Here is a 12,134-nt window from a genome sequence, read left to right as displayed (position 1 = left end):
CATAGTTTTTTTATGGTCAGTGTCGGCGTGAAATTCAAATAAAAAATGTGTATAATTGTAATCAGTTATTAATGAAATGTTAATTAAGAAAGCGAGTGATTATGGTTCGATTACAAGATGATTTTTATGAAGCGATTAATGGGGAATGGGAAAAAACAGCCGTTATTCCTAACGATAAACCACGGACAGGTGGATTCAGTGATTTGTCTGATGACATTGAACAGTGGTTAATTGCAACAAGCAAGGGTTGGCAACAAGGAAACGATCTGCCTGAAGATACAATTTTGAAGAATTTTGTAGCATATCATCGTCTAACTGCAGATACGAAAACACGTGATGAGTTGGGCGTCAAGCCTGTATTACCGCTTATCGCACAATATCAGAGTTTTAATTCTTTTGCTGAATTTTCGAAACATATTGTGGCACTAGAAAAATCTGGCTTCCCAAATGCTTTGCCTTTGGGTGTTGAACCAGATTTTAAAGATGCACAGACGAATGTTTTGTGGGCTGGGGCTCTAAGTTTGCTTTTGCCTGATACAACATATTACGAAAAAGGGCACGAACAGGGACAAACCTTGTTAAAAAAGTTCCGTGAAGAGCAAGAATTATTATTACCATATTTTGGTTTTTCAGTGGCAGAGACGACTGATTTAATTGATAAATATTTAGCACTTGATGCGAGAGCAGCAGCGGTTGTCTTGAGTCAAGAAGAAAACCATGAATATGCGAAATTGTATCATCCATATGACTGGGAAAAGTTCACAAAATTAGTGCCAGAATTGCCATTAGATGATATTTTAACTGACTTGATAGGTCAACGTCCAGATAAAATTATTGTGCCTGAGGAGCGCTTTTGGGCAGCAGCTGATCAATTCTATTCAGAATCAGCTTGGCCTTTGTTAAAGGCGTATTTGATTGTGACAGTTGCTAACCAATTTACTGGTTATTTGTCTGATGAAATTCGTATTTTAGGTGGGCAATATCAACGAGAATTAACTGGTTTGCCAGAAGCAATGCATACAGAGAAGGCGGCTGTTTATTTGGCGGCACAGCCATTTAACCAAGCTATTGGTTATTATTACGCACAACAAAAATTTTCACCAGAAGCAAAAGCAGATGTTGAAGCCAAAGTAGCAACAATGATTGATGTCTTTAAACAGCGATTGCAATCAAACGATTGGCTTAATGAAGAAACCAAGCAAAAAGCAATTGTTAAACTAAATACGATTGTGCCACACATTGGTTATCCCGAGAAATTACCAGCTAGATTATATCAAAAGGTCGTGTCACCAGAAAAGACATTGTTTGAAGTGGCTACGCAGTTAAGGCAGGTTGAAATTGCCTATTCATGGTCTCAGTGGCAACAACCTGTCGATCGTAGTGAGTGGCATATGCCTGCGCATCTGGTTAATGCTTACTATGACCCACAACAAAATCAAATTGTATTTCCTGCAGCAATTTTGCAAGCGCCATTCTACAGTCTAAAACAGTCGTCATCAGCTAACTACGGTGGCATTGGTGCGGTGATTGCCCATGAAATATCACATGCCTTTGATACCAATGGCGCATCTTTTGATGAATTTGGTAGTCTTAATAATTGGTGGACTGATGATGATTTTGCGGCTTTTCATGAGCGCACAGATAAGGTCGTTAAACAATTTGATGGCCTGGATTCCTATGGTGCAAAAGTGAATGGTAAATTAACTGTATCTGAAAACGTGGCTGATCTGGGTGGCCTTGCAGCAGCCTTAGCAGCAGCTAAATTAGATTCAGATTTCTCTGTGACCGACTTTTTTGATAGTTGGGCAACGATTTGGCGTATGAAAGCACGTCCAGAATATATGAGATTACTTGCAGCTGCTGACCCACATGGTCCAGCTGAATTGCGTGTTAATGTGCAGGTTAAAAATTTTGATGACTTTTTTGACGCATTCCATGTTAATGCGGATGATAAAATGTGGTTATCACCAGAATCACGTGTTCAAATTTGGTAAGGTATATTCAAAAGCGCTAATCACTTATAATTAGCGCTTTTTTATAAAAAATCTTTCTGTTGAATGTATAAAATTGGTAATTTTTATCGTATGAAACTGTAATTATTGTTTGTTACAGTTATTTTTCGTGTATAATTGTGTTTTGACTATGACGATTGGAAGAATGAATATGCACAACATTAAAAAATTAACTGGGTGGCAACTAATACTAGTTTTTATGTTACTGGCTATTATATTTTTGACACCACAATTGCTTAAACAAACCATGTATATTAACTCATGGGATGTACCTTTCCACTTGTCTCGTGTATATGAAATAACAAAGGGGTTTGAAAACGGACAATGGTTACCCGACGTATCAGCCTATACGTTTGGTGAGAATGGTTATGGCGTTAATTTCTTTTATGGCTATTCATTCACTTATCTTGTTTCATTGATTTATTTTTTAACACATCAGGCAGTTACTGCGGTATTAGTGAGCTATGTTATTTTATTGACGTTAGCTATGTCTATTAACTACTATGCAGGATCTTTATTCTTTAAAGGTGTCTATGCACGGTTAAAATCTGTTGTATTTAGTATACTGTATGTTTTGGCGCCAGTCACTTTTGGTGAAATTAAAGTTCGTGGATTACCTGGTGAATTAATTGGTATTTTGTTATTCCCAGCGGTTGTAGCAGCTTTTTATAGTATTATGTTCACCGAGAATCGTAAAAGTTGGATTTTTGCTGGATTAGTCACTGCCATAACCGTAACTAATCATGTATTATCAACGCTTCTATTAATTATTATTTTAGTAGTCATGTTTGTCATTTTCTTATATCAAAAACAAATTAGTCGTGCAAAAATAAGTCAACTTATCAAGGCGGGTATATTGTCATTATTATTGTCTGCCTTTTATATTGTCCCGCTAGCACAGCATTTACTAATGGATCATGTTGCTGGTGCTAATAAAATATGGGGAACAGTGTCTATCTGGGATTCAGTTGCTGCGTCCCTTAACAACCAAGCGACCCTTAATTGGACGGTGATACCGGTAGGCGTATTTGTATTTATAATGAGCATTGTGGTCCTATTGGGCTTGTTATACTTGAAATCATTTTCTAACCAAATGAAGCGGATTGGTGGTTGGTTAGGTGTTAGCATTGTTATTATTTTCTATACGCCGACTGATATTCTAATGAGAACACCATTACATGTTTTTCAAATGATGGGACGATTTTATCCGATTATTATGATGCTGGCGGTGTTGTTTGTAGTAGAAGGGCTAGTTCATTTTTATGAAATTGGATTATTACGATTTAAAACGTTAAATTTAGTTTTTGGTGTTGGTATTTTACTTGCATTATTGAGTGCTTGGCGCATGCAAGCAACAACATATTACACCGCAAATAACGATATAGCAAACTATCAAAAAAATAACCGACCATTTCCAAAAACAGTTTCTAATAAGAATTTTGTGTATCAAATTACCCATTACTATCAGCTACCATTGGGTAGTAAAGACTATCTCGGTAAGGAACGTGTCCGATTTGTTAATGGTTACCAGTTTGCTAGTTGGGGCGATACAAAGGATGCAACACAAATTTATGTTAATGGCAAACTTAGTTCTTTAAAGTTAACGCATCAAGGCTATACGTTTAATGTTGAGAATTTACCAACATCCGCTGCGCAAGTACGCCTACCAATGACAAATTATGAAGGCTGGCAAGCTACTGGCAGTCACGGTCAAAACTTACCGATTGAGACTGTCAAAGGTAAGTTGGCCGTGACACCACAGGGAAGTCGAACTATTAAACTCAAGTATCATAAGACCTTATATCATCGATTGGCTATTTGGGTTTCTGGATTAACCCTAGTAGGTATGTTACTGGGAAGTTTGGTAGTTAGGATCAAAAATAAACGCAATTAAAATCGTATCAGTAAAGCGACACGGTTGGCTAAACAAAGGGCATGAGAGCCTAATTTAGCCAACCGTTTTTTTTACAGGTAATACAAGTCATAAGTCATGTAAAAAAATAAGAAATTATTGGTAAATTTTGATACAATAATAGGTATTGTATTTTTGAAGTGAGCAAATGATATGTCAGAAAAACTTGTGTTATTAATGATTCAAATCGTATTAGTATTGGTGATGTTAGTGATGATTATCACTGTGACTAGAGCTTATGTCGTTCACAAAGAACCGCTTTTTAAGCGATTCGGTTTGGGGATGCTTATTGGATTTGTCACTGATTTTGGTGACACACTAGGTATTGGATCATTTGCAACAACAACAGCCGCTTTTCGTATGACGAGGTATGTTAAAGATGATCGTCAATTACCAGGAACACTCAATACAATGCATGCGATACCAGTAATTATAGAGGCTCTGTTTTTTATCACGGCAGTTAAAGTTGAACTCATGACTTTGATTCCAATGACAACAGCTGCAGTTATTGGTGCCTATGTTGGCACGCATGTGACGAAAAATTGGCATGCACCAACGGTTCAGCGTGTGATGGCAGGCGCATTATTTATTGCAGTAGTGATTATGATTATTCGAATGATAACAACACCAGGCTCAAACAATGCTTTAACGGTTCATGGATTACAAGGCTGGTGGTTGGTCTTAGGTATTGTTTTTAATTTAGGTGTGGGTATATTAATGACAATGGGATTGGGTAATTATGCCCCTGAATTGATTTTCTTCTCTTTGATGGGTGTTAATCCTGCTGTTGCTTTTCCTGTGATGATGTTAGATGCAGCTTTAATTATGCCAACCACAGCATTGAATGTCATTAAAATGAAGCGCATTTCATGGACTGGTTATGCAGGTGTAGCAATTGGCGGTGTGCTAGGCGTTATGGTCGCAGCTAAATTCTTTACAAGCTTAGATGTTGCGTTACTTAAGAAACTGATTATAGTGGTGTCGCTTTGGACGATAGTCGGATTATTACGTGATTCGTATAAATCTAATTTAAAAAAAAACCACTAAGGGTCTTGCTAAGTGTCTTGAAATTTGGTATTATTATATAGTTGTTTGAGATATGGGAGTGTAGCGAAGTCTGGCTAAACGCGACGGACTGTAACTCCGTTCCTTCGGGTTCGTAGGTTCGAATCCTACCGCTCCCATAGCCGATTTAATAGTTAACGGCTAAAAAGATTAACTATTGCCCCTTCGCCAAGTGGTAAGGCATCGGTTTTTGGTACCGATATGCGCTGGTTCGAATCCAGCAGGGGCAATAAAAGCAAAAAAGAGTCCGATCAAATTTGATCGGACTCTTTTTTTGGCTATTTATTTTTTTGGTGGATGCAGTACTAATCCATGTTCTGGTGTCCGCGCGTTAATAACAATATCTTCTATCTTGAAAATATGTGTTAATTGATCAGGTGTAAAGCATGCCTTTTTCTCAGCAATTTGTCGTAACGATTTACCGGTACGAATAGATTCTTTTGCTAATTTGGACGCTTCTTGGTAACCAATAACTGGGGTCATAGCAGTAGCAAAACTGACGGATAAATCAATGTCTTGTGCGAGTCGTGATTTGTTACTAGTAATATCATCAATAGCATTAAGCCTTAGTGTATTCATCGCAGCTGTGAGATGTTCAATACCAGCAAAAAGTGAGCGGAAAATAATTGGTTCAAAGGCATTAAGCTCTAACTGACCAGCTTCAGCAGCAGCAGTAATTGTCGCATCAAAACCAAACATCTCAAAAGCAACTTGATTCACGACTTCCGGAATCACAGGGTTGACTTTACCTGGCATAATGGATGATCCTGCTTGCTTTGCGGGTAAGTTAATTTCAAGTAAACCAGAGCGTGGACCAGAACTTAATAAACGTAAATCGTTGGCTATTTTTGATAAACTCATGGCCAATGTTTTTAAAGTCCCTGATAAGGCAACCAGACCATCAAGATTTTGTGTTGCATCGAATAAATCATGTGACTGTATCAAAGGCAATTTTGTAATACCAGCTAAATTTGGCACGATATGAACCTGATAGTGGTAACTCACATTGATGCCCGAACCAATCGCTGAGCCACCAAGATTGAGTGAATATAAGGCTTCACGTGCCGTTTTAATACGTATGCTGTCGCGCCGTAATGGTTTGAGCCAGGCGTGAAAGCTATTGCCTAGTGTTGTGGGCACAGCATCTTGTAACTGGGTCCGGCCCATTTTATAAGTCGTAGAAAATGTGTCTGCTTTATTGCCTAAGGCATCAACTAAGTCATTCAATTCAAGCAATAAGGGATCAAGTAATCGCAATAAAGCAATTTTACCCGCACTGGGGTAGGTATCGTTAGTACTTTGTGCCAAATTCACGTGATCATTTGGATTGATATAATCATAGTCACCCAACGGCCGGCCGGTCTGTTCTAAAGCAATATTCGCAATCACTTCATTAACATTCATATTAGTTGATGTGCCTGCACCACCTTGAATATCACTAACAGGAAACATAGTAACATCAATCGGATTGCTTAAAAGCGTTTTAGTGGCGCTAACGATATGTTTTGCAAGGGAACGGTCGAGAATACCTGACGTTGCATTAGTTTTAGCAGCGGCCTGTTTGATTTCGAGAAAGGCGCGAATTAATTCTGGATGTGTCGGTTGCGAAGAAATAGGAAAATTATTTAGCGCACGCTGGGTGTGAATCCCATAGTAGGCAGTTTTTGAGATGTTTAGCTGGCCGAGTGAGTCAGATTCAGTGCGCATGGTATGCTCCTTATGAAAATATTATATGCTTATTTTATCTCTTGTTTCGACTAGACCAATTAAATATGTTACCTATCTTGACATGGCTTGATCATTGATATATAAGATTTTATAAGAAGGATAGTTAAAATAGTGATCCAAATTAAAGACGTATACCTTTACGATATACGTCTCTTACATTAATTAATATCTAGTACTTGAACAGTGTGATCATCCTCACCGATAACCACGCGATCAACAACATCTGTAAATAAACCATGTTCAACAACACCAACCATTTTAATCAGCTCATCCCCAAGTTCACGAGGATTGTCAATTAGCGGTAAATGTAGGTCAATCAAAAAGTTTGCAGAATCGGTACGTACGGGGTTACCATTCTGATCTAAACGCCATGTCGGATGAAAACCATCAGCTTGAAAGCGTTTAAAAAGTTGATCTGAGCCATATGGAATAATCTCAACTGGCAAATATTGATTCAGTTTTGGGACCCGTTTTGTTGAATCAACGACCCAAATGTTTTGCCGTGAGTTGAAAGCAACGATTTTTTCCCAAAGTAAGGCGGCACCACCACCTTTGATCGCTGAAAAATCATCAGCGATTTGATCAGCCCCATCAATTGTTAAATCAATTTTATCAATATCATCAACATTGTACATTGGAATGCCAAGCTGCGCAGCATTTCGACGTGTTTTTTCAGAGGTTGCCACACCAACAATTTTTAAGTTTTCCTTGGCTACTCGCTCGCCAAGAGCATCAATGACATGAGCAATTGTTGATCCTGAACCAATACCCACAACCATACCGTTTTGGACGAATTCAGCGGCGCGTCGGCCAGCAATGATTTTTTGTAACTCTTGGCTCATGATTTGTATTCAATCTCCTGATATTTAGCGGGATTTTGGGCAAAAGCTTTCTTAACATAGGGGCAGACTGCCTTAATTGTCATATGATTGTCTTGCGCGTCTTTGATGACAGTATCAAGGAGCATGGCAGCAATACCTTGCCCACGTAGAGAAGGATCAACACGTGTTGCGTTAATAGAATATGTTTGTCCATCATTAATAGTAGTATAAATGATTTCGGCTAATGTTTTGTCATTGTCTTGCAAAAAATAACGTCCTGGTTCATGTTGAAAGTCCATAATTTTTTCTCCGTTCCGTTGCGATAGCACAACTTATTCAATGATAGTTATTGATACTTTCATTGTACCGCATAATGTGATGCTTAGCGATTGATAGCATGATATTTTGATCAAATCAATACAATTTCAAAGCGTTATGAAATCTCTTTTAAAAACAACTGGTTTTTACCGTATAATAGAAAAGAAAGATTAACTATAAATGGAGGAAACGTATAGCTTTGACGGACTGTTTGAGTTGTACTTTGATATAATATGCGCGGATTTGAAATTGTTTCAACTAAGGCCAGTGCAGGTCTTAATTTACCAAAACGTAGTACACAAGCAGCAGCGGGATATGATTTTGAGGCTTCAGAAGATATGATTATTCCAAGTGCCACAAGTAATCCATTTTTTAAAGGATTAAGTATTTTATCATTAGGAAAATTAAAGGGTGTTCGTGATAATACTGACTTGCAAAATATGCTCAAGCCCGTATTGATTCCAACAGGTATCAAGGCGTATATGGCGGAAGGGGAATATTTGCAACTTGTATCACGTTCAAGTGGTCCGATTAAAAAACGGATAATGATGCCTAATGCTGTCGGCATTGTTGATGCTGATTATTACAATAATCCCTCAAATGAAGGCGAGATTTTCTTTCAGTTCATTAATTTTGGTATGAAAGATGTGCACATTAAAAAAGGTGAGCGTATTGGTCAAGGTATTTTCTTACCTTACTTGTTGGCTGATGGGGATGAAAGTGATACTAAGGCGCAACGAAATGGTGGCTTTGGATCAACTGGTCAAAATTAATGGCTGATGAGGAAACAGACATTGTTTGGCGAGGAAATCAACATGATTTTAAATTACGCGTGACAGGTGTTTTGTTCAATGACAAACATCAAATGGCGGTGAATGTGAGTAAGGACAACAAATTTTCGGCACTTCCAGGTGGCAAAATCAAATTCGATGAGACCAGTCAAACTGCGATTGAACGCGAATTTGTTGAGGAGATGGGGATTCGTGTCAAAGCCAAGCGTTTGATTGCTGTGACAGAAAATTTATTTGAATGGGACGGCAAGCATACAAATGAAGTTAATTTCACTTGGCTTGTTGAACAAATTGATCAAGTGACATTATTTGCTAAAGATGGTTGGGAACAAGAAGTGTCATGGCGAGATGTGACTGATTTATCAGATTTTAAGCCAGTGGTTCTACAGCCGTTCATGCGCAGTTTACCAGTGACACCAGTCCACCTCATGAATCGAGATTTGGAGAGTAATTGATAACATGCAACAAAAAATTGGGGTTTTAGCAGATGTACACGGCAATTTGACGGCATTAAAATCCGTTATTGCTGATGCCAAAGCAAATGGTGTAACAGAATTTTGGTCGTTGGGTGATATTGCAACCTATGGTCCTGGTACGGTGGCGAGTTATCGTCTGCTTAAGCAGGAAAATACGACCATTTTTTTGCAAGGTAACTGGGAATCTTCATATTTCGAAGTTGAAACAGGTGCGGATGTAAACTTTAATGATGCGTCGGATATTGCTTTTCTTGATTGGATGGCCCACGATTATAGTAACTTTACTAATGAAGAAATTGCGGCAATTAGACAGTTGCCGATGAAGTGCCAAGTGCAACGGGCCGGTCTCACGATTGAACTCATGCACAATCAGCCTAATAAAAATTATGGTAGTGATTTATCACCGGACGCGCCACAAACTAATTTTAACAATGTATTCCATGATATTGACGCTGATATGGCGATTTACGCGCATATTCATGCACAAATTATGCGTTCGGACAATATTACATATGAACCGTACCGCATGCATCGGATCTTGAATACTGGTACAGTAGGTCAATCCTACCAACTTACCAAAATGGGGATGGTGGCGCAGTATTTATTACTAACATTAGATGATGATATTGGCGTGGCGAGTGCTGATTTTCGTCGCGTTAATTATGATACAGCCCAAGAAATTGCACTTGCCCGACAAGTTGATTGGCCATTTTACGAGGCATATGTTCGTATGTTAGAAACGGGCCAATTCACACGTGACGCTGATAGTTTGGCAGCGGATAAGCGTTTTCCTGAATATCAGGCCCAAGCTAAAGCATTTTATCAACAACTTAAAGGAGAATAATTATCGCTAAAGTTAAAACACAATTTATTTGTTCGAACTGTGGTTTCACGTCGGCACGTTATCTTGGGCGTTGTTCAAACTGTGGTGAGTGGGGTACATTTATTGAAGAAAAAATTGCGCCCGAAGTTAATGATCGTAAAAGTCGCGTGAGCCTTGATGGTCGCACGGCGAAAGTTGAGAAAATTAACGAGATTACTTCTGAAGAGACACCACGCGTGGCAACAAATCTGAAAGAACTTAATCGTGTTTTAGGTGGCGGTGTTGTTCCGGGCTCCATGGTGTTAATTGGTGGCGATCCTGGTATTGGAAAATCAACACTTTTGCTACAAGTTTCGGGACAATTGGCACATGAGGGCCGTGTTTTGTATGTTACCGGTGAAGAATCAGCCACACAAGTTAAGTTGAGAGCTGACCGTTTGGGTGTCGGAAACGATGAATTTTACTTGTATCCAGAAACTGATATGACGGCTATTAAAAAACAGATTGATGAATTACAACCTGATTTTGTCGTAATCGATTCCGTGCAAACGATGCAAGAGCCAGATGTCACATCTGCTATTGGATCAGTATCACAAATTCGTGAAGTGACGGCAGATCTTTTACAAATTGCCAAAACAAATAATATTTCTGTCTTTATTGTCGGACATGTGACCAAAGATGGTGCGATTGCAGGGCCTAAAATATTGGAACACATGGTTGATACGGTACTTTATTTTGAGGGCGATAGTAATTATAAATATCGTATCTTACGTGCGGTGAAGAATCGATTTGGCGCAACCAACGAATTGGGTATTTTTGAAATGCGCGATGGTGGTTTAATTGAAGTAGCGAATCCCTCTGAAATTTTCTTAGAGGAGCGGTTGGCTGGTGCAACTGGTTCGGCAATTGTTGTTGCACTTGAAGGCTCACGACCGATTTTGGTGGAGTTGCAAGCTTTGGTAACACCAACCGTGTTTGGGAATGCACAACGAACTGCTTCGGGATTAGATCGTAATCGTGTCTCATTGATTATGGCGGTGCTGGAAAAGCGCGCGAATTTGTTGTTACAAAATCAAGATGCCTATTTAAAAGCAGCGGGTGGGGTTAAACTAGATGAGCCAGCGATTGATTTGGCAATTGCTGTCGCGTTAGCTAGTTCATATCATGACAAAGAATCACGTCCGAGTGATGTTTTTGTTGGCGAAATAGGATTAACCGGTGAAGTACGAAGTGTTGCTGATATTGAGGGACGATTGAAGGAAGCGCGTAAACTCGGATTTAAACGTGCCATTGTGCCTAAAAACAATTTAAATGGTGTCGAATTACCCGCAGGTATTCAAGTGGTTGGGGTGACAACCTTGAGTGAAGCTTTGAAATTGGCTTTGGATTAGAAGTTATAAAAATGGGGGAGACTAATGGGTATAGAGATTTTATTTGATTTTGTGTTTTGGTTTTATAATTACGTTTCACGTGGGACAGCCTATAGTTTGAGATGGTGGTTTGGGTTACTTTTTTCGAGTATACTTTTAATTTTAACTATGGGGACTATATGGTTACTCGTATTAACAGTAACAGCGACAACACTATTTGTTACGGGGAAAATTGCGTTATCTGTGCTATTATTAGTTGTTATGACAGGTATTGGGTTCGTCTTTTTTCGCTGGGGGCAGTTATTATACCAATTGACTCAGCAAGAGGATGAATCAGGTCGATTGGTTGCTAAACGAATCAACCAAGAAGATGGCATTGTTTAGTACGTACTAAAAATAAGATTCTAGAAAAAGACTACCATTGAATTTGGTAGTCTTTTTGTGGAATCAAGCAATTAAAATTAATCGCGGTTATAGGTTACTAGTGCTTTGAGTAAACGTCTTTCCTATTAAATGCTTTGTTTAGTATCCTTGATTTAATTTGTTCAAATTTCGGATCATTCTTATATTGCATATAAAGTGTTTTTAAACTTTTTGTGCCTAATAATTCTGCACCAGCATCTTGCGCTGCACCTGACACACGTGTTCCTTGATTTTTGTAGGTAATGAGGTCATCATTGATTGTGAAGTAACCTTGTTTATATGACACATTGTTAACCGTACGGGTTCTTGAAAATGTATGAGGGGGTTTCCTTTAATTCACTTATCGACTTGTATCGATGTCATACATAGTATGAAAAATAAGTTAAGTCATCACC

The 12,134-nt window shown here is 38.6% G+C and carries 12 protein-coding genes and 2 tRNA genes; 10 read left to right on the top strand and 4 right to left on the bottom strand.

The features are described 5' to 3' along the window. Positions 1–101: 101 nt before the first annotated feature. From JOD28_RS06360 to JOD28_RS06340, 5 genes are all read left to right on the top strand, one after another. Positions 102–1,994: a M13-type metalloendopeptidase gene (locus JOD28_RS06360; RefSeq protein ID WP_204769990.1), complete on the top strand. Its 1,893-nt coding sequence runs from the start codon at positions 102–104 to the stop codon at positions 1,992–1,994. A gap of 169 nt (positions 1,995–2,163) precedes the next feature. Then, the gene (locus tag JOD28_RS06355) at positions 2,164–3,906 is read left to right on the top strand and encodes a glycosyltransferase family protein (RefSeq protein WP_204769989.1); all 1,743 of its coding nucleotides are present in this window, start codon (positions 2,164–2,166) and stop codon (positions 3,904–3,906) included. Positions 3,907–4,077: 171 nt separating this feature from the next. Next, on the top strand, positions 4,078–4,971 hold the full coding sequence (locus JOD28_RS06350) for a sodium:solute symporter (protein WP_204769988.1): 894 nt from the start codon (positions 4,078–4,080) through the stop codon (positions 4,969–4,971). A 54-nt stretch (positions 4,972–5,025) separates the two neighbouring features. Beyond that, positions 5,026–5,108, top strand: a tRNA-Tyr gene (locus tag JOD28_RS06345). A 39-nt stretch (positions 5,109–5,147) separates the two neighbouring features. After that, positions 5,148–5,219, top strand: a tRNA-Gln gene (locus tag JOD28_RS06340). 52 nt (positions 5,220–5,271) lie between these two features. Here the strand turns inward: JOD28_RS06340 and JOD28_RS06335 are convergent. The 3 genes from JOD28_RS06335 to JOD28_RS06325 all read right to left on the bottom strand — a co-directional run bounded on the left by JOD28_RS06335 (position 5,272) and on the right by JOD28_RS06325 (position 7,837). After that, a complete protein-coding gene (locus JOD28_RS06335) occupies positions 5,272–6,696 on the bottom strand; it encodes an aspartate ammonia-lyase (protein ID WP_204769987.1) in 1,425 nt (474 codons plus the stop codon). Positions 6,697–6,875: 179 nt separating this feature from the next. Beyond that, entirely contained in the window at positions 6,876–7,559 is a 684-nt protein-coding gene (gene rpiA / locus JOD28_RS06330) for a ribose-5-phosphate isomerase RpiA (RefSeq protein ID WP_204769986.1), read from the bottom strand. Next, complete coding sequence (locus JOD28_RS06325; protein ID WP_204769985.1) at positions 7,556–7,837, bottom strand: GNAT family N-acetyltransferase; 282 nt, start codon at positions 7,835–7,837, stop codon at positions 7,556–7,558. The genes rpiA and JOD28_RS06325 overlap by 4 nt, the downstream gene beginning before the upstream one ends. A gap of 252 nt (positions 7,838–8,089) precedes the next feature. Between JOD28_RS06325 and JOD28_RS06320 the strand changes: the two genes are divergently transcribed. The 5 genes from JOD28_RS06320 to JOD28_RS06300 are packed head-to-tail and all read left to right on the top strand — an operon-like array spanning position 8,090 to position 11,700. Next, positions 8,090–8,629 (top strand): dCTP deaminase/dUTPase family protein, encoded by a 540-nt coding sequence (locus JOD28_RS06320; protein ID WP_204769984.1) that lies wholly within the window; start codon positions 8,090–8,092, stop codon positions 8,627–8,629. Then, the gene (locus tag JOD28_RS06315) at positions 8,629–9,102 is read left to right on the top strand and encodes an NUDIX hydrolase (protein ID WP_204769983.1); all 474 of its coding nucleotides are present in this window, start codon (positions 8,629–8,631) and stop codon (positions 9,100–9,102) included. Before JOD28_RS06320 ends, JOD28_RS06315 begins: the two co-directional genes overlap by 1 nt. 4 nt (positions 9,103–9,106) lie before the next feature. Then, positions 9,107–9,967 carry a metallophosphoesterase family protein gene (locus tag JOD28_RS06310; protein ID WP_204769982.1) on the top strand — a complete coding sequence of 287 codons (861 nt, stop codon included), beginning with the start codon at positions 9,107–9,109 and terminating at the stop codon, positions 9,965–9,967. Positions 9,968–9,969: 2 nt separating this feature from the next. Then, positions 9,970–11,337, top strand: a complete 1,368-nt coding sequence (radA, locus tag JOD28_RS06305) for a DNA repair protein RadA (RefSeq protein ID WP_204770017.1) — start codon at positions 9,970–9,972, stop codon at positions 11,335–11,337. Positions 11,338–11,361: 24 nt separating this feature from the next. Continuing rightward, positions 11,362–11,700, top strand: coding sequence for a hypothetical protein (locus JOD28_RS06300; protein ID WP_204769981.1), 339 nt, complete (start codon positions 11,362–11,364; stop codon positions 11,698–11,700). Between the two features lie 97 nt (positions 11,701–11,797). On the opposite strand, the gene JOD28_RS06295 is transcribed toward JOD28_RS06300, so the two are convergent. Next, complete coding sequence (locus JOD28_RS06295) at positions 11,798–12,025, bottom strand: hypothetical protein (RefSeq protein ID WP_239531128.1); 228 nt, start codon at positions 12,023–12,025, stop codon at positions 11,798–11,800. Positions 12,026–12,134 lie beyond the last annotated feature (109 nt).

It is taken from the genome of Leuconostoc rapi (assembly GCF_016908715.1).
GTDB lineage: Bacteria > Bacillota > Bacilli > Lactobacillales > Lactobacillaceae > Leuconostoc > Leuconostoc rapi.
This window is presented reverse-complemented; position numbering and strand designations above follow the sequence as displayed.

Excerpts from the sequence above, each read along its gene's own strand:
- JOD28_RS06300 (WP_204769981.1), top strand. The coding sequence starts at position 11,362 with ATGGGTATAGAGATTTTATTTGATTTTGTGTTTTGGTTTTATAATTAC.
- rpiA (WP_204769986.1), bottom strand. The coding sequence starts at position 7,559 with ATGAGCCAAGAGTTACAAAAAATCATTGCTGGCCGACGCGCCGCTGAA.
- JOD28_RS06360 (WP_204769990.1), top strand. The coding sequence starts at position 102 with ATGGTTCGATTACAAGATGATTTTTATGAAGCGATTAATGGGGAATGG.
- JOD28_RS06355 (WP_204769989.1), top strand. The coding sequence starts at position 2,164 with ATGCACAACATTAAAAAATTAACTGGGTGGCAACTAATACTAGTTTTT.
- JOD28_RS06325 (WP_204769985.1), bottom strand. The coding sequence starts at position 7,837 with ATGGACTTTCAACATGAACCAGGACGTTATTTTTTGCAAGACAATGAC.
- JOD28_RS06350 (WP_204769988.1), top strand. The coding sequence starts at position 4,078 with ATGTCAGAAAAACTTGTGTTATTAATGATTCAAATCGTATTAGTATTG.
- JOD28_RS06315 (WP_204769983.1), top strand. The coding sequence starts at position 8,629 with ATGGCTGATGAGGAAACAGACATTGTTTGGCGAGGAAATCAACATGAT.
- JOD28_RS06310 (WP_204769982.1), top strand. The coding sequence starts at position 9,107 with ATGCAACAAAAAATTGGGGTTTTAGCAGATGTACACGGCAATTTGACG.
- JOD28_RS06335 (WP_204769987.1), bottom strand. The coding sequence starts at position 6,696 with ATGCGCACTGAATCTGACTCACTCGGCCAGCTAAACATCTCAAAAACT.
- JOD28_RS06320 (WP_204769984.1), top strand. The coding sequence starts at position 8,090 with ATGCGCGGATTTGAAATTGTTTCAACTAAGGCCAGTGCAGGTCTTAAT.